This is a genomic window from Rhizobium sp. RCC_161_2, assembly GCF_041355235.1.
Classification (GTDB): domain Bacteria; phylum Pseudomonadota; class Alphaproteobacteria; order Rhizobiales; family Rhizobiaceae; genus Rhizobium.
The window spans coordinates 26779-43194 of sequence record NZ_JBFUPL010000002.1 but is presented as its reverse complement, the minus strand read 5'-3'; the positions used below and the strand labels follow the sequence as shown (position 1 = coordinate 43194).

At 59.6% G+C, this 16416-nt stretch carries 15 protein-coding genes; 8 read left to right on the top strand and 7 right to left on the bottom strand.

All coding sequences use genetic code 11. The features are described 5' to 3' along the window. Positions 1-58 precede the first annotated feature (58 nt). The 4 genes from AB6803_RS04355 to AB6803_RS04340 all read right to left on the bottom strand — a co-directional run bounded on the left by AB6803_RS04355 (position 59) and on the right by AB6803_RS04340 (position 3626). Positions 59-1252, bottom strand: a complete 1194-nt coding sequence (locus tag AB6803_RS04355; protein WP_371107740.1) for an NAD(P)/FAD-dependent oxidoreductase — start codon at positions 1250-1252, stop codon at positions 59-61. Between the two features lie 82 nt (positions 1253-1334). Then, on the bottom strand, positions 1335-1892 hold the full coding sequence (locus AB6803_RS04350; RefSeq protein WP_371107739.1) for a lytic transglycosylase domain-containing protein: 558 nt from the start codon (positions 1890-1892) through the stop codon (positions 1335-1337). Between the two features lie 265 nt (positions 1893-2157). Further along, positions 2158-2919, bottom strand: coding sequence for an N-acetylmuramoyl-L-alanine amidase (locus tag AB6803_RS04345; RefSeq protein ID WP_371107738.1), 762 nt, complete (start codon positions 2917-2919; stop codon positions 2158-2160). Next, on the bottom strand, positions 2916-3626 hold the full coding sequence (locus AB6803_RS04340) for a TerB family tellurite resistance protein (protein WP_371107737.1): 711 nt from the start codon (positions 3624-3626) through the stop codon (positions 2916-2918). The genes AB6803_RS04345 and AB6803_RS04340 overlap by 4 nt, the downstream gene beginning before the upstream one ends. A gap of 287 nt (positions 3627-3913) precedes the next feature. Between AB6803_RS04340 and AB6803_RS04335 the strand changes: the two genes are divergently transcribed. The 3 genes from AB6803_RS04335 to AB6803_RS04325 all read left to right on the top strand — a co-directional run bounded on the left by AB6803_RS04335 (position 3914) and on the right by AB6803_RS04325 (position 7093). Further along, positions 3914-5125, top strand: coding sequence for a pyrophosphate--fructose-6-phosphate 1-phosphotransferase (locus AB6803_RS04335; RefSeq protein WP_371107736.1), 1212 nt, complete (start codon positions 3914-3916; stop codon positions 5123-5125). A 59-nt stretch (positions 5126-5184) separates the two neighbouring features. After that, on the top strand, positions 5185-5820 hold the full coding sequence (locus AB6803_RS04330) for a LysE family translocator (protein ID WP_371107735.1): 636 nt from the start codon (positions 5185-5187) through the stop codon (positions 5818-5820). Between the two features lie 115 nt (positions 5821-5935). Further along, positions 5936-7093, top strand: a complete 1158-nt coding sequence (locus AB6803_RS04325; RefSeq protein WP_371107734.1) for a transglycosylase SLT domain-containing protein — start codon at positions 5936-5938, stop codon at positions 7091-7093. 34 nt (positions 7094-7127) lie between these two features. Here the strand turns inward: AB6803_RS04325 and AB6803_RS04320 are convergent, their stop codons facing one another. After that, positions 7128-8516, bottom strand: coding sequence for a serine hydrolase domain-containing protein (locus AB6803_RS04320; protein ID WP_371107733.1), 1389 nt, complete (start codon positions 8514-8516; stop codon positions 7128-7130). A gap of 188 nt (positions 8517-8704) precedes the next feature. Between AB6803_RS04320 and AB6803_RS04315 the strand changes: the two genes are divergently transcribed. The 5 genes from AB6803_RS04315 to AB6803_RS04295 all read left to right on the top strand — a co-directional run bounded on the left by AB6803_RS04315 (position 8705) and on the right by AB6803_RS04295 (position 14042). Next, positions 8705-9952 carry a DUF3419 family protein gene (locus tag AB6803_RS04315; RefSeq protein WP_371107732.1) on the top strand — a complete coding sequence of 416 codons (1248 nt, stop codon included), beginning with the start codon at positions 8705-8707 and terminating at the stop codon, positions 9950-9952. After that, positions 9949-10623: a class I SAM-dependent methyltransferase gene (locus AB6803_RS04310; RefSeq protein ID WP_371107731.1), complete on the top strand. Its 675-nt coding sequence runs from the start codon at positions 9949-9951 to the stop codon at positions 10621-10623. Before AB6803_RS04315 ends, AB6803_RS04310 begins: the two co-directional genes overlap by 4 nt. 218 nt (positions 10624-10841) lie before the next feature. Next, on the top strand, positions 10842-11633 hold the full coding sequence (locus AB6803_RS04305) for a GH25 family lysozyme (RefSeq protein WP_371107730.1): 792 nt from the start codon (positions 10842-10844) through the stop codon (positions 11631-11633). Positions 11634-11712: 79 nt separating this feature from the next. Next, the gene (locus AB6803_RS04300; RefSeq protein ID WP_371107729.1) at positions 11713-12957 is read left to right on the top strand and encodes a lytic murein transglycosylase; all 1245 of its coding nucleotides are present in this window, start codon (positions 11713-11715) and stop codon (positions 12955-12957) included. 167 nt (positions 12958-13124) lie between these two features. Continuing rightward, the gene (locus tag AB6803_RS04295) at positions 13125-14042 is read left to right on the top strand and encodes a DMT family transporter (protein ID WP_371107728.1); all 918 of its coding nucleotides are present in this window, start codon (positions 13125-13127) and stop codon (positions 14040-14042) included. Between the two features lie 439 nt (positions 14043-14481). Here AB6803_RS04295 and metF read toward each other — a convergent pair whose 3' ends face one another. Both metF and AB6803_RS04285 read right to left on the bottom strand, forming a co-directional pair. Next, entirely contained in the window at positions 14482-15378 is an 897-nt protein-coding gene (metF, locus tag AB6803_RS04290) for a methylenetetrahydrofolate reductase [NAD(P)H] (protein WP_371107727.1), read from the bottom strand. A gap of 1 nt (position 15379) precedes the next feature. Then, on the bottom strand, positions 15380-16405 hold the full coding sequence (locus AB6803_RS04285; protein ID WP_371107726.1) for an ArsR/SmtB family transcription factor: 1026 nt from the start codon (positions 16403-16405) through the stop codon (positions 15380-15382). Positions 16406-16416: the final 11 nt, after the last annotated feature.

The following is a 16416-nucleotide window of genomic DNA, read 5'->3' as shown; positions in this document are numbered from 1 at the left end:
ATTAGCCGAGACCGCCGGCAATTGCCACCGAAATATGCGGCTTTATCCCAGCTCCAGCCTAAGCGCGGAAATGTGCAGAGAAATCCGTGTGGTAGCCGTCGTCCTTGATTCGACCTTCGAGCAGCAGCTCGGCGCCGAGCCTGCCGATCTCATCCGAACTCTTGGCCGCCATGCCGCAGCCGCCGGTCAGAACCGCCACGCGCGGTGAAGAGGTGTAGCCGATCATCGGGTAGCCGGTCGGCGAATAGGAAACGGCGCAGGAATTGGTAAGCGAGGACGGCCGGGTCACGCCGGGGACCAGTTCGTGGAAAATCCGAGCCAAGTGATCGTGCGCCTTGTCGCGACCGGCTGTGCGAAACCATGCGCGCAGCTCCGGCTCGCTATCGAACTGGAGATCGTCCGGATCGCCGCCGATCTTCATGTAATATTTGCCATCGGGATAGCGGATTGGCGGCAGCATATAGATGCTATCGGCATCGTCGAGCGTCTTGGAGATCAGCGACGGCATCCCCGACATCGCTTCGGCTTCATCCTTGCTGACTTCGAAGAAAGTCACCGTGCGACCATAAACCTTCATCTCAACCGATCGCGGCAACAGATTCTCGGCAATGGAGAAACCGCCAGCGGCAAGCAGGACTTTCTCGGCACGGAACGTCTCGTCCTCCGCCGTGGTGACGACCGCCAGACCGCCCTCATCGCGGATCGAGACGGCGGTCTGCTTGATGACCTTCGCTCCCGCTTTTTCCGCCAGCAGCGACTGCGCCTTCACCAGCCGCCGTGGGCTGATATGACCAGCACCCTGCGGCTCGTGGACGCCTTCGCTTTCCGCCGTGAAGGAGAAAAAGGGAAATTTCGCTTTCAGCCCTGCATCGTCCAAAAGCTCTGTCCGGACGCCCAGCCGAGATGCCGCATCGATGACGTCGCCGACATAAGCATCGGCGCCACCTCGTTTCGGCCCGACCACGAGGCAGCCGACCGGCGAATAGAACTGGATGCCGCTGTCATGCTCGATCTCGGCATAGCGGGCGATCGAGCGGTTGGCGAGCCGCGCCCAGTCGGCATCGGGATCGATGGTGCGGGTGATGCGGCCTTCATCATAGTGACTGCCGAACACACCCTGATGATTGGCGCGGTCTTCCGGTTCGTCGGGGCCGATGACGGCGATGCCGTCCGTTTGCCTGGCCAGATGGCGGGCGGCGGCCGCCCCCATCATTCCCCGGCCGACGACGATGAACCTGAAATCCGCTGCCATGTTACGTCCCTCGCAAATGATCGCGATTTCGATAACATGGAAAGCGATTCCGCCCTACCTGCAATCCCACCGGAAAGCGACTTTAGTCGAGCAGCGCCAGCACCTTACCGCAATATCTTTTCGAGATCGGGTTCATGCGGGTGGCCCCGTGGCCGGCATTGTATTTGAGGATGGTGTTGCAGGTCGGACCGCCGCCAAGATCTTGCGCCATGGCGAGGTATTTCATGCCGAACTTGATGTTCGTCTCGGGATCGTAAAGCCCCTTGGTGCTGCCGGAATAACCCATCAGCCTCGCCGTCGCCGGCTTGATCTGCATCAGGCCGATTTCGCCGGCGCTGCCGCGCAGTTTCGGATTGAAGTTGCTTTCGATCTGGACAACGGCGGTCGCCAATTCGACCGGCACGCCGTTTTGCTTTGCATATTTGGTAATCAGGGCCGAATAGGCTTTTCTTCCGGTGAAGGAGTTTTCCACGTCGCGCAATTCAGCGGGGACACCCGATATCGGATAGTTGGCGGTGCGTTTGGTGATCCGTAGGGAAACCGTCTCGGTTTTTTCGCCACGCGGGCCGGCAAAGGCATAATCGTACCCTGTCAGCAACACGCTCACGCATGCCGCCGCCGCAACAATCAAATTTTTCATGTAGTCTTTTGTCTCCAGGCGTGGGATCGCGGATGGCATTCGCCATCAGTCCGGCGGGAGGCAAAAAGAGCCGCCGGAGGGCACGGTCCCCGTTGTTTGTTTACGGCCGCGCGACACACAAACTAAACTTGCGCGGCCGCCGTTCAGCAAGCGCCGTTAGACCAGTGCAATGCGGAAATAATAGGGAAATCATGTGGCAGCGCAGCACCTTAGGCTTTTTCAGCCCGAGAGCTGGCCTGCAACCGTCAACAAGCGACGGCTTATATCAGGAAAAGCGCGGCAGGCCGGAGAGCAGGCGGTGCAGCGTATCGATGGTCGAAAAATCGGCGATCCCGTCCACCCGTTCCGGACGGAAATGACGCTGGAAAGCCTGGACTTCACCCTCCAGCTTCGCGGAAAATTCGCCTGTGATTTCAGTTCCATAACCATAGAGCGAGAGCATGGACTGCAAGGCCTCGATCGGCTGACCGACATCGCCCTTCTGGAAGAATCGCCCGCCGGTAATCGGCGCCGGCTCGACCCAATGGCCGACACCCGCCGCAGCCAGTCGCGCCCAAGGGAATTTTTCGCCTGGATCGACCTTGCGGACGGGGGCAACATCGGAGTGTCCGAGTACCCGCTCAGGCGCGATTGCCCAGCGTTGGCCGCAATCACGACATAGTTCGATGACCGCTTCGACCTGCGCGTCGGGGAAATCCGGCAACCCGCCGGGATGGCCGGCATTGGCGATTTCGATGCCGATCGATGCCGAATTGATGTCGGCTTCGCCCCGCCACAGGCTCTTGCCGGCATGCCAGGCGCGACGCTCTTCCGGCACGAGCTGGATCACCCGCCCATCCTCGAAGACGAAGTAATGGCTCGACACCTGGCTCTCGGCGCGACAGAGCCAGTCAAGCGCACCTTCGGCGGTACCCATACCCGTATAATGCAGAAGGATCATGTCCGGCTTCCGCCCGCCCTCGCGCTCGCCATGGTTCGGCGACGGCTGCACGCTGGCGCCCGCAAAATCTGCCGGAAAAGACGTCATGCGGCGCGGCGTTCTTTCTCGATTTCCTCGTAGGCGGCGTTAAGAGCCGCCATTCGCTCATTGGCGATGACGTGAAACTCTTCCGGCACGCCGCGCGAAACGAGACGGTCGGGATGGTTCTCATAGACCAGGCCGTGGTAGCGGCGGCGAATGGTCGTGAAATCATCCTGGGGCGAAACGCCCAGTACCTTGTAAGGGTCACGGCCGTCAGCGCTGACATGGCGCGCCATGATCTGCTCGAAGCGCCCTTCGCTCATATGGAAAATCTGCGCGACGTGCTGAAGGAAGGCGATTTCCTTCTCATGGATTAGACCATCGGCCTTGGCGATATGGAAAAGGCCGTCGAGCACATCTTCCAGGACCGGGCAATTGGCGGCGCAGGTAACGCAGAGCGACGACAGCCGCTCGGCATAGGCCTCGTAACCGGCAACGTCCTGGCGGGCCAGATTATAAAGACGCGCGACGTTCTTCGCCTGATCCTCAGGGAATTCGAAGATCTCGCGGAAGGCATTGACCTCGTTTTCGGTCACGACGCCGTCAGCCTTCGCCATCTTGGCGGAAAGCGCGATGATGGCAACGGAAAAGGCCACCTTGCGGCGAGTTTCCGGGTCACCTTCGAACAGCGTGCGGATAGCTTCGACCACGGCCGACAGGGCATTGCCAGCGGTGCTGCCAACAGCATTCAGCAATTTTTCCCAAAACGACATCACGGTCTCAACCATCCTTCCTGATAGGAAACACGTTGATCAAATAATGGTTGCGATTGCAAGCTGTCCATTGGTCGCAAGGGCGAAAACACTTTTCACATTTCGGTAATGATAGCGTGTTTGATGATGCGATTTGCGACGCGGCGCGATCGGGACCGCTCACCCCCCGAACGAGAAAACAAAGCGCGTATTTCTTAAATTCTTTACTTTACAGCCATGCCCTCCTGTCGCATCCATGCGGACGGCAATCACCGAAATGATGCAGTACGGCTGCAAGGAGGATCCCCATGGCCAAACAGAAAGTCGCAATGCTCACCGCAGGCGGATTGGCGCCCTGCCTGTCTTCCGCTGTCGGCGGCCTGATCCAACGTTATACCGACGTCGCGCCCGATCTCGATCTCATCGCCTACCGCTCCGGTTATCAGGGCGTTCTGTTGGGCGACCGCATCGAAATCACCCCCGGCATGCGTAAGGATGCGTACCTGCTGCACCGCTACGGCGGCTCGCCGATCGGCAACAGCCGCGTCAAGCTCACCAACGCAGCCGACTGCGTCAAGCGCGGCCTGGTCAAGGAAGGTGAAAATCCGTTGCGGGTCGCCGCCGAGCGCCTCGCCTCCGATGGCGTCACCATTCTCCATACGATCGGTGGCGACGATACCAATACGACGGCCGCCGATCTCGCTGCCTATCTCGGCGCCAATGGCTACGACCTGACCGTGGTCGGCCTGCCGAAGACGGTCGACAATGATGTCGTGCCGATCCGCCAGTCTCTCGGCGCCTGGACGGCAGCCGAAGTCGGGGCTCATTTCTTCGACAATGTCAGCAACGAACAGACGGCGGCTCCGCGCACCCTCGTCATCCATGAAGTCATGGGCCGCAGCTGCGGCTGGCTGACGGCGGCGACGGCCCGCGCCTATATTCAAAAGACCAGCGCCTACGAATATGTCGAAGGCTTCATGACCAATGCCGAGATGAAGAGCATCGACGGCCTTTATCTGCCGGAATTGGCGTTCGATATCGAAGCAGAAGCGGAACGCCTGAAGATCATCATGGAAAAGACCGGGCATGTGACGCTGTTCGTTTCCGAAGGTGCTGGCCTCGACGCCATTGTCGCCGAACGCGAAGCCGCCGGTGAAAGCATCAAGCGCGACGCTTTCGGCCATGTGAAGATCGACACCATCAACGTCGGCAGCTGGTTCCAGAAGCAATTCGCTTCCCTCCTCGGCGCCGAGCGCTCCATGGTGCAGAAATCGGGTTATTTTGCCCGCTCCGCGCCCGCCAATGGCGAGGATTTGCGCCTGATTCAGGGCATGGTCGACCTCGCTGTCGAAAGCGCATTGAACAAGGTATCTGGTGTCACCGGCCACGATGAGGGCCAGGGCGGCAAGCTGCGCACCATCGAATTCCCGCGCATCAAGGGCGGCAAGCCATTCGATCTGTCATTGCCGTGGTTTGCCGAGGTCATGGATCATATCGGGCAGAAATACACGCAATCCTAATTGACGGATCGCAAATCCAATGTCTTTGCTGGCGGCGAAAAGGAATAGAGGAGGATTCCATGTCGATTGAAACCTGGCTCGCTTTCGCCGCCGCATCCTGCATCATGCTGGCAATTCCCGGCCCGACCATCCTCCTCGTGATCTCTTATGCGCTGGGTCATGGCCGCAAGACGGCGCTTGCAACCGTTACCGGCGTAACGCTTGGCGACTTCACTGCGATGACCGCTTCGCTTGCCGGCCTTGGCGCGCTGCTCGCCACCTCGGCGGCGCTGTTTACGGTCCTGAAACTAGTCGGCGCTGCGTACCTTATGTTCCTGGGAATCAAGCTCTGGCGCGCTCCGATCGTGACCGGTCCGATGGGCGATAACGACAATCTTCCTGAGGAAAAGCCGCTGAAAATCCTGATGCACGCCTATGTTGTAACAGCCTTGAACCCGAAGAGCATCGTCTTCTTCATCGCCTTCGTGCCGCAGTTTCTCGACATGTCGAAGCCATTCCTTGAGCAAACCCTTATTCTGGAAGCTACTTTCCTGACCTTGGCGGCTTTGAATTCGTTGGTCTACGTCTTCGTCGCAGACATGGCGCGCGGCTTTATCCGCAAGGCAAGCGTGCAACGCACCGTCAACCGAACGGGCGGAACCCTGTTGATAGCAGCAGGCGCGGTGACCGCCGGATACCGTCGGATGGCCGCTTGAGGTCGTCCAGGGTTGCGATGGGACCATTCATAGGTTAATGGGAATTCATAAATTTGCTGATCCTGTGACGAATTTGCATCGCAGGACACGGGGTGGTTTTTTCGAAAGTGACAGAATGGTAGCGATTGGATTTCCCAGCCTGAAGCGCAGCGTTGCCTTTTCGGCAATGATGTGCGGCGCTCTTGCGGGGTGCGCGAGCACCCAGCAACAGACGTCCCAGGCCGGACTCCCGTCGGCACAAACCAACGTGCCGCATCCGAGTACAGCCTCGACCACTGGCGCTGTCGCCTCGCCCGTTGGCGGCGTTGCCGTGACGTCAGCCGCTTCTGCGACAGGATTGCAGGGCCAACCCCAGCAGCAGGCAGTCCTGATGAAGTCGGACCGCGTTCAAGCCGGTTCGGTTGGCCAGGGCCAGATCCAGGCAGCTCAGGATCGCATGGGCACACCGGCGGCAAATATGCCGAACGCCGCGAACCAGGGCACGGTTGCCATCGCTGCCGCGACCGGCGCACCGGTGGCGAACACGTCACCAGCGGCTGCCTATGCCGCTTCCGACGAACCGCCGATTCCCGCCGTCGTCGCCATCCCGATGCCAAACCCGGCACGCCCCGGCGATAGCGCCCTCCTTCCGGTCTCAAGCGCGGCATCGGCCGCTCAAACGACCATTCCGATGACCTCCGACATCGCGGCCATCCAGTCCGTCGTTCCGACACCACGCCCGGATGAAGATGCACCGATCATGGCGCCTGCCGAAGTCGCCTATGCTGCACCCCAGCAGATCGGCGCCTTGCGTTATGCCGACAACCGCATGCGCTACGACTTCAACTTCGACACCAGCGGCCCTACTGTGGTTTCAGCCGTATTGACCACTCCGAATTACGAATCCAACGTGCCGCCGGCGGAAAAGAGCTACGTTACGAAGCTCATCCAGAAATACGCCAAGATTTACGAAATCCCTGAATCACTGATTCATCGCGTCGTTCATCGCGAGAGCCGTTACGATCCGAAAGCCTATAATAAGGCCGGCTATTTCGGCCTGATGCAGATCAAGTACAACACCGCCAAGTCGATGGGTTATGAAGGCCCGGCGTCGGGTCTGCTCGATGCCGAAACCAACATCAAATATGCCGCGAAATATTTGCGCGGCGCGTGGATGGTCGCTGATAACAAGGCTGCGAATAAAGAAGCCAGCGCCGTTCAACTCTACGCGCGTGGCTATTATTATGACGCCAAGCGCAAGGGCCTGACGGACGTCGCCAACGGCAATTACTGATCTCAACTTTCGATTTGCAAACGCCGGCCGGACCTCAAGTCTTCGCCGGCGTTGTCGTATCCAGAATCTTCTTCAGCAGGATTTGCGGCTTGTAGTTCAGCCAGCTCGGCGTCAACCCCATGCGCACCAGCACAAGATTGGCAGATGGCACGATGGCGACGCTCTGGCCGTCATGTCCGAGTATCCAGAATGTGTCCGACGGCAGGCCGAACTGCGCGTTCGAGCCGCCTGGCCCGGCAATCCACGCTTGAACCTGTGAATAGACGCCTTCCGATGCCTTGGTCGGCGTGCGCATCGCGCCGACAAAACCCTCCGGTAGAAGACGCTGACCTTTCCAGACCCCATCCTGCAGCAGGAATTGTCCGAAGCGCGCCCAGTCGCGGGCAGTTGCATAAAGATAGGAACTGCCGACATAGGTACCACGCTCGTCCGCTTCCAGCACGGCACTCGACATGCCGAGCGGCGCAAACAGCGCTTCGCGCGGATAGGTGATCGCAGCGTTCTGGTTCGGGAGCTTGTTCATCCAAATTCTTGAAAGCAGTGTCGCCGTGCCGCTGGAATAGCTGAAGCGCTCGCCGACTGGAGCCTCCTGAGGCGCATTGGCCGCGATGCTTGTGGAGTCCGGGTCGAGATAAAGCATGCGCGTCACATCCGACACCGCACCATAGCTCTCGTTGAAGGCAAGGCCGCTCTCCATGCCGAGGAGATCGCTAAGCTTAATATTCTTGCGCGCGTCGCCGTTCCATTGCGGCAGAAGGTTCTGATCGTCGAAGGACATGCGGCCGGTCAGCATCAGCCGGCCGATGATCGCTGCATTCACCGTCTTCGTCATCGACCAGCCGACCAGCGGCGTGCCCTTGTCAAACCCTTCGCCATAGGCTTCGGTGACGATATGGCCGTCCTTGACGACGACAATGGCGCGCATGGAAGGACCGGCAAGATCCGGATTGGTCACGAGCTTCGAAAGCGCCGCACCTGCCTCGTCCTGCTCGCTTGCGACCTTGTCGCCATCCGGCCAAAGAGAATCGCGCTTCGGCATCTTCACCTTGCTCAGGAAGACCGCGCTGCGCGCCGTCTGCAAGTCGCCGTCCGGCACTGTCGCGCAACCGAGCGCGCCGCGATAGAGCGCATAATTCGGCGCGAACATGCCAAGGATGCGGGCTGTCACCACCCCCTCCTCCCGATCGACCGAAACCCGGATGAGCTTCAGTGCCGGATTGCCCGGCGCCTGCACGTCGTCCGCCAAGACCTGCTCGGGATCGCGCTTGGCGATAAAGGTGTTCGAGCAGACGATCTTGGCGGCATAGCCGTCACCGACTCTCAGCAATTCCGGCGGCGAAACGGAAAGCCAGACGGCGCCACCGGCAACCACGATCAGCAATAGAAGAACAAGAGCCGTAATCGCTCTCGATATAAAGCGCATGCCACACCCTCCAAAGGTACGCGGAGACAATCAGGAAACGCTGCAATATGAAAGACCTATCATCATCACAGTTCTGCAAATATCCGCGCGGCTACAGCGTTGCCGAATCTACCAACAGGCCACGTCATCAGACTGTAGCATTGCCGGGTTACACGCCCTGAACCTGACAAATTGGTGACAAGACTCAGATGACGGAATTCGCCCCGGAAGCCGGTCTCCACAAGAATCGGAAACTCAAGGACGCTCTGCTGCAACACAAGGCCCTGTCCAAGGCCGGCTTTTCCGAGCGTTTGTTCGGCATGCTGTTTTCCGGCCTTGTCTATCCGCAGATCTGGGAGGATCCGGATATCGACATGGAAGCGATGGAGCTTCAGCCGCATCATCGCATCGTCACCATCGGCTCCGGCGGCTGCAACATGCTCGCCTATCTCTCGCAGAGCCCGGCCTCGATCGACGTGGTCGACCTTAATCGGCACCACATCGCGCTGAACAAGCTCAAGCTTGCCGCTTTCCGGCTCCTACCCGGCCATGCTGACCTGGTGCGTTTCTTCGCCACGCCGGGCGTCGATACGAACAGCCAGGCCTATGAAGAATTCATCGCACCACGGCTCGATCCGGCAACCGCCGCCTATTGGGATGGCCGCGACATGTACGGTCGCCGCCGCGTTACGGTATTCAATCGCAACATCTACAAGACCGGTCTGCTCGGTCGTTTCATCGGCGCCGCCCATATACTGGCCCGCCTGCACGGCGTCCGTCTCACCCCCTTGACCGAAGCCCGTACATTGCGCGAGCAGCGGCAGTTCTTCGACAACGAGATCGCGCCGATCTTCGACAGGCCGATGGTGCGCTGGCTGCTCGGCCGCAAGAGCTCGCTTTTTGGCCTTGGCATTCCGCCGCAGCAATATGACGAGCTTGCAAGCCTCGCCGGCGACGATTCCATTTCCGGCGTTCTGAAGCATCGCCTGGAAAAGCTTGCGTGCCATTTCCCGATGCAGGACAATTATTTTGCCTGGCAGGCCTTCGCGCGCCGCTATGCCGCCCAGCACCAGGGACCGCTGCCGACCTATCTGAAGCCCGAGCACTATACTGCTATCCGCGCCAATGCCGACCGCGTCAGCGTGCATCACGCCAACTTCACTGAGTTACTCGCCTCCAAGCCCGCCGCCTCGCGCGACCGCTACATCCTGCTCGATGCGCAGGATTGGATGACCGACGAACAGCTCAACGAACTCTGGGCGGAAATCACCCGCACCGCCCGCGAAGGCGCCCGCGTCATTTTCCGCACCGCCGCCGAAAAGAGCATCATCGAAGGCCGCCTTTCGACCGCGATCCGCGATCAATGGGTCTACGACGAGGAGCGCTCGCAGGAGCTCAACATTCGCGACCGCTCGGCAATCTACGGTGGCTTCCACATCTACGGAAAAAAAGCGTGAGCCAGGCAGATACGGGTCTCGAGACGAATTCGAAGAACCATGCCGGACTGATGGACGGCATGTACCGCTACCAGCGGCATATCTACGACCTAACTCGCAAATACTACCTCTTCGGCCGTGATCGCACGATCGCCCATCTGAATGTGCCTTTCGGCGGCTCCCTGCTCGAAGTCGGCTGCGGCACTGGCCGCAACATGCTACTGGCGCATCGCCGCTTCCCATCGGCCAAGCTGTACGGCCTCGACATCTCCCAGGAAATGCTGCTCTCGGCCCACAACAATTTCCGTGGCATGAAGCAGACACCGGACTTCCGCGTTGCCGACGCGACCGCCTTCTCGCCCGCCGATTTCGGTGTCGGCGGCTTCGATCGCGTCATGGTCTCCTATGCGCTGTCGATGATCCCCGACTGGAAGAGCGCGATCGATGCGTCGCTCGATGCGGTCGCCCCCGGCGGCGAGTTGCATATTGTCGATTTTGGCCAGCAGGAGCGCCTGCCCGGCTGGTTCCGCACCATGTTGAAGGGCTGGCTGAAGAAGTTCCACGTCACCCCACGCGCCGACCTGCGCACGTTGCTGGAAGAGCGTGCTGAGGCTCGCGGCGCGAAGCTGAACTTCGAAGAGATCGGGCGGGGCTACGCCTGGAGAGCCGTCGTCACCAAGCCGGCAGCGTAGGCCGAAGCGACAAATTCGACGCGAAATCCGCTTGCTTCACCCTTCAAGTATAAGAATTTACTTGAAGATAACGGATTTTTTACGTTGATATGGTGAATAAAGTGGTAAGGCCGGCTGAGAACAGCTTGGCCCTTGCCTCTTTTGGATTTTCGGGGACCAGAGATCACGGAAGCCAGACCTTGGGGCAGCAAGATCACTCGCGCCATAACGGGACATCCATGCGCAGGCTTCTGTTGTGCTTACTGCCGCTCGCCTTCCTTTTGAATAGCTGCACGACGGGCTATGACGCTCTCGAGACGGCATCCCTTCCGAAGACCCGTTTCAAGGATACCAAGCCGCAGGACTTCGGCCGCGATCACCCCGAGCGCCATCCGATCCACGGCATCGACGTTTCCAAATGGCAGGGCGATATCGACTGGCAGACGGTCAAGAGTTCCGGCGTCGCCTTCGTCTTCATCAAGGCGACCGAGGGCAAGGACAGGATCGATCCCCGCTTCAGCGAATATTGGCAGGAAGCCAATACGGCCGGCATCCTGCACGCGCCCTATCATTTCTATTATTTCTGCTCGACGGCAGACGAGCAGGCCGACTGGTTCATCCGCAACGTGCCCAAGGATGCCATGGCGCTTCCGCCTGTTGTCGACGTCGAATGGAATCCCGGCTCCCCGACCTGCCGTACCAGACCTGATCCGGAAACGGTGCGGTCGGAAATGAAGCGCTTCATGGATCGCCTGCAAGCCTATTACGGCAAGCGTCCGATCATCTACACCTCGGTCGATTTCCATCGCGAGAATCTTGCAGGCTACTTCACAGACTATCATTTCTGGGTCCGCTCAGTCGCCAAGCATCCGACGGCGACCTACGCCGACCGTTCCTGGGCCTTCTGGCAATACACCTCGACTGGCGTCATCCCCGGCATCAAGGGGCCGACGGACATCAATGTTTTCGCTGGTTCCGAACAGAATTGGCACAATTGGGTGGCGGCAGTAGAGAAGCAGGGAAATTCTTGAGACTGCTCTAACTTCTCTCTTGCTTCTGTCACAATCTTCTGTGAAAGCGACCCTATTCTGTCCGAAAAGAGGATCGCCCATGGACCGCTATACCATCCGACGCAGCGCACTCGCGTTAATCTTCGCTTCAGCCATGACGAGCGTGGCAATGGCGCAGAGCGCGACGCCAGCCGCCCCGTCGAATGCGGAGGGTAGCGGCGCTCCCAAGGTCGCCTGCGGCGGTGACCTTCCCACTTTCCTGGCCGGCGTCAAGGCCGAAGCCATAGCAGCGGGAGCCGATGCGGCGTCCGCCGACAAGACGTTTGCCGGGGCGCAAATCGATCCCAAGGTTCTGGCCATGGACCGCAGCCAGGGCGTATTCCGCCAGACCTTCCTCGAATTCTCGCAGCGCACCGTCAGCCAGGGTCGGCTGGATATCGGACGCCAGAAACTAAAGCAATATGCCGATGTCTTCGCCAAGGCTGAAAAAGACTATGGCGTGCCCCCCGGTATCATCACCACTTATTGGGCCATGGAAACCGATTTCGGTGCCGTTCAGGGTAATTTCAATACCCGCAATGCGCTGGTCACCCTCTCGCACGACTGCCGCAGACCTGAGTTTTTCCGTCCGCGTTTGATCGGCTTCATCGAAATGGTGCAACATGGCGATGCCGACCCCGATACCATGACGGGTGCCTGGGCCGGAGAAATCGGCCAGACCCAGATGCTACCCCCCTCGATCATCTCTTACGGCACCGATGGCGATGGCGATGGCCATGTCAATATGAAAACAAGTGCGCCCGACGTCATTCTCACAACGGCGCGGTTCTTCCAAAGTCTGGGCTTCCAGCGTGGCCAGCCGTGGCTGCAGGAGGTAAGTGTGCCCGACAATCTGCCCTGGGAAAAGTCCGGCCTTGGCGGGACGCTCACGGCTGCCGACTGGTTTCAGCTCGGCGTCAAGCCGCGCGACGGCAATACCAACTTCGGCTCGCTGCCCGCCGCTCTTATCCTGCCGCAGGGTCGCAAGGGCCCAGCTTTCCTGACCTATCCGAATTACAATGCCTTTCTTGAATGGAACCAGTCGTTCATCTACACGACGTCGGCTGCCTATTTCGCGACCAGATTTGGCGGCGCGCCGCCCTATAACAAGGGAACACCGGAACCTGGCCTGAACGATACCGACATGAAGGCGCTTCAGACCAAGCTCACGGCACGTGGCTATGACGTCGGCAAGATCGACGGCATCCTCGGCTCCGGCACGCGCGTTGCCATCCAGAAGGAACAGTTCCGCCTTGGCCTTCCGGCCGATGGCTGGGCGACGCAGGCCCTGCTGAACGCCCTCTGAGAATTTGCTTCTCGTCCTGTGAAAGGCGGCCCTCGGGCCGCCTTTTTTGCTTTTACGGCGGCGTCGGAATCCGATGATTCCCGCAGGCCGGCACAGCCGCCGCAGGAAACGGGTGGAGAACATCTCTCTCATCGCCAGAATAGGCGGAAAACCAGGAGAGACACTCGATGAACACCAACAACGGCATAAACGCACTTACGTGGAGCCTGCTGCTGGCGCTCGGGCTGATCTGGGGCGGCTCATTCTTCTTCGCCCGCATCGCCGTGCACTCCGTCCCACCGTTTACGCTGGTCTTCCTCCGCCTGTCGCTGGCGGCTCTGGCGCTGCATCTCTATATCGCCGGCCGCCTCCAGATCTATGATCTGCTGCGAACGCATTGGCGGCAATTCCTTCTGCTCGGCCTGATTAACAACGCCATACCGCATGTGTTGATCTTCATTGGCCAAACGCAAATGGGTGCTGGACTCGCCTCCATCCTCAACGCGACGACACCGATCTGGACCGTGTTGATCGGCAATCATTTCACCACGGATGAGAGACTAACGCCCGCCAAGCTCGCCGGTTGCCTGACGGGGCTCACCGGTACCATCGTACTGCTCGGACCGAGCGTGACAGGCGCTGCCGCAATCCCGCTCTGGGCATTGCTCCTGCCGATTCTCGCCGCGATCTCCTATGGCTTCGCGGCAATCTATGCCAAGCGTTTCAAGGGTATGGCTCCGCCTGTTGTTGCGGCGGGCCAATTGACCGGCTCTTCGATCATCATGCTGCCGGCAGCCCTTCTGGTGGATCATCCCTGGACCCTGGCAACGCCGCCAGCAAGCGTCATCGCCGCCATTCTCGGCATGGCACTGCTGTCCACCGCCCTCGCCTATATCCTCTATTTCCGCATCATGGCGCTCGCAGGCGCCACCAATGCCTCGCTGGTCACCCTGCTCGTCCCGCCAAGCGCCATCCTGCTCGGCTTCCTCTTCCTCGGCGAACGGCTGGGATTGCCGGAAATTGCCGGCATGCTGCTGATCGGTGCGGGCCTGCTCATTCCGGACGGACGGGTTTACGCGCGGCTGGGACCGGGCACGAGCCACTGATACCGAGTGCCAAGGATTATCCGGTGACACTTCAGCAAAGGGCGCGCACCTTAACCTTGTTCACAGCCAAATTAACGATGTATTAAATTTCGTGAACGAACGGCTTATCCTATAGAACCAAACACTTACAAGACGATCCCGATTCAAATTCTGCGCTTCGTGCCGCGTTGCAGCATCGAATTCGCTTTCCAAGAGACACATTTCCGACATAGACTCTAATGGTTGACTAAGGAGGAAGACATGGGATTGACGCGATCCATCAACGTCCTAGTGGTCGGTGCAGCCTTCGTATTCGTCGTAACGATGCTTTTCATCTGACGAAGAACGACCGTCACAGACAACCAAACTCCTGAAAGCAAACAAAACAGCTTATTCCATTTAAAAAGCGCATGCCGAAGATCGACATGCGCTTTTTCATGCCTGCGTTTCCGGGATCTTATCAGGCGACAGCGCGCGCATCCGCCTTGCGCTGCAGACCCAATCGCTCGAGAACGGCTGAGACGAGCGGCGAACGGTTCATCGTATAAAGATGGAACTCGTGGATACCGCGCCGTACCAGATCCCTGATCTGCTCGGCGGCGACATCGGCGGCGACCTTGGCGCGTTCATCGGCATTATCATCGAGGCCGTCAAACCGATCGTCCAGCCAGGAGGGAATGCTAGTGCCGCAAGCACCGGCAAAACGCTTCAACTGCGTCAGGTTCTGGATCGGCATGATGCCCGGCACGACCGGGATCGTGATGCCGGCGGCGCGAACACGGTCGTGATAACGCTCGAAAGCGTCATTGTCGAAGAAGAACTGGGTCAGTGCCCGGTCGGCGCCGTTATCGGCCTTGCGCTTCAGCATGTCGATGTCGGCCGCGGTATCGCGGCTCTCCGGGTGCTTTTCTGGATAGGCAGACACGGAAATATCGAAGTCACCACGCTCGCGTAGGGCCGCCACCAATTCGGCGGCATTGGCATAGCCGTCCGGATGCGGCTGATAGGCGGAACCGACGCCGGTTGGCGGATCGCCACGCAAGGCCACGAAGCGGCGAACACCGGTCGCGAGAAAGTCATCGATAACCCGATGCGTGTCTTCACGCGTTGCGCCCACGCAAGTCAGATGCGAAGCAGTGGTGAACGGCGTCTCGTGGATCATTCGGCGCACGGCAGACAATGTCGGCGCTTTGGTCGTACCGCCGGCGCCATAAGTCACCGAAACGAATTCCGGTTCCCATTCGCTGAGCTCTTCGACCGTATTCCACAGTTGCACTTCGGCTTCCTCCGATTTCGGCGGGAAGAACTCAAAGGAAATACGGATACCACCTTGGCCATTCTCGATCTTCGAAGACATATCAAACTCTCCCGGCAAGAATGGGGGATGACTGACGGCTCTGTTCGGCAGCGATCAGCAGCCGCGGGTCGCGCGCCAACCAGATCGTAACCGTCAACCCTGAACCGCCTTCCCTCCCCGAATGAAGGTCCTGCACCTGCTCGACATCAAGCCCCGCCGTCTTCAGCCAATCCGACATCATCTGATGGGAGAAACCGAGCCTTAGATGTGCATGTTCGTCGCGCAGATATTCCAGCCCGTGCGGCGCCAGATCGATGATCACCAGCCGGCCGCCGGGCCGCAGCATTCGCGCCGCCTCGTTGATGGCGATTTCCGGCTGATCCAGGAAATGCAGCACCTGATGGATGGTGATCAGATCGAAATCCTGCGCCTCGAGCGGCAGATTGAAAATGTCGCCATGCCGCACCGAAGCGGCTGTTATGTTCGACCGGTCGAGATTGGCGCGCGCCACGGCAAGCATGTCGCGGCTGGCGTCGATACCGATTGCACGGCGATAATGCCCCGCCAGCAATTGCAGCATCCGGCCGGTGCCGGTGCCGAGATCGAGAAAGGCGTCGATCTGTTGCGGTCCGATCAACTCGATCATCACCTTGTCGACATCCTCGTCGGCGACATGCAGGCGGCGCAGCTCGTCCCATTCGGCGGCATTGCGGCTGAAATAGGCTTGCGCCCGCTCGGCGCGAATACGCTTGACGGCGGTCAACCGCTCGCCGTCACGCAGCAATACGGGATCGCTCTCGGCCGTATGCCGGAGAAGCTCACGCGCCAGGATGACCGCCTTGCCATCCTGTTTCAGGCGGAAGTAAGCCCAGGCGCCTTCCTGATAACGGTCGATCAGATTGGCCTCGCCGAGCAATTTCAGATGCCGCGAGATGCGGGGCTGCGATTGGCCGAGAATTTCGGTAAGATCGGTGACGGTCAGATCGCCAGCGGCAAGCAGCGCCAGCAGGCGCAGCCGCGTCGGCTCACCTGCCGCCTTCAGCACATCCACCAGATTGTCCAAGCCAAGTTTAACCAGATCTGCCATTCGTCACCCAA

Excerpts from the sequence above, each read along its gene's own strand:
- AB6803_RS04350 (WP_371107739.1), bottom strand. The coding sequence starts at position 1,892 with ATGAAAAATTTGATTGTTGCGGCGGCGGCATGCGTGAGCGTGTTGCTG.
- AB6803_RS04340 (WP_371107737.1), bottom strand. The coding sequence starts at position 3,626 with ATGTCGTTTTGGGAAAAATTGCTGAATGCTGTTGGCAGCACCGCTGGC.
- AB6803_RS04300 (WP_371107729.1), top strand. The coding sequence starts at position 11,713 with ATGGACCGCTATACCATCCGACGCAGCGCACTCGCGTTAATCTTCGCT.
- AB6803_RS04320 (WP_371107733.1), bottom strand. The coding sequence starts at position 8,516 with ATGCGCTTTATATCGAGAGCGATTACGGCTCTTGTTCTTCTATTGCTG.
- AB6803_RS04345 (WP_371107738.1), bottom strand. The coding sequence starts at position 2,919 with ATGACGTCTTTTCCGGCAGATTTTGCGGGCGCCAGCGTGCAGCCGTCG.
- AB6803_RS04295 (WP_371107728.1), top strand. The coding sequence starts at position 13,125 with ATGAACACCAACAACGGCATAAACGCACTTACGTGGAGCCTGCTGCTG.
- AB6803_RS04315 (WP_371107732.1), top strand. The coding sequence starts at position 8,705 with ATGACGGAATTCGCCCCGGAAGCCGGTCTCCACAAGAATCGGAAACTC.
- AB6803_RS04325 (WP_371107734.1), top strand. The coding sequence starts at position 5,936 with ATGGTAGCGATTGGATTTCCCAGCCTGAAGCGCAGCGTTGCCTTTTCG.
- AB6803_RS04335 (WP_371107736.1), top strand. The coding sequence starts at position 3,914 with ATGGCCAAACAGAAAGTCGCAATGCTCACCGCAGGCGGATTGGCGCCC.
- AB6803_RS04285 (WP_371107726.1), bottom strand. The coding sequence starts at position 16,405 with ATGGCAGATCTGGTTAAACTTGGCTTGGACAATCTGGTGGATGTGCTG.
- AB6803_RS04330 (WP_371107735.1), top strand. The coding sequence starts at position 5,185 with ATGTCGATTGAAACCTGGCTCGCTTTCGCCGCCGCATCCTGCATCATG.
- AB6803_RS04305 (WP_371107730.1), top strand. The coding sequence starts at position 10,842 with ATGCGCAGGCTTCTGTTGTGCTTACTGCCGCTCGCCTTCCTTTTGAAT.
- AB6803_RS04355 (WP_371107740.1), bottom strand. The coding sequence starts at position 1,252 with ATGGCAGCGGATTTCAGGTTCATCGTCGTCGGCCGGGGAATGATGGGG.
- metF (WP_371107727.1), bottom strand. The coding sequence starts at position 15,378 with ATGTCTTCGAAGATCGAGAATGGCCAAGGTGGTATCCGTATTTCCTTT.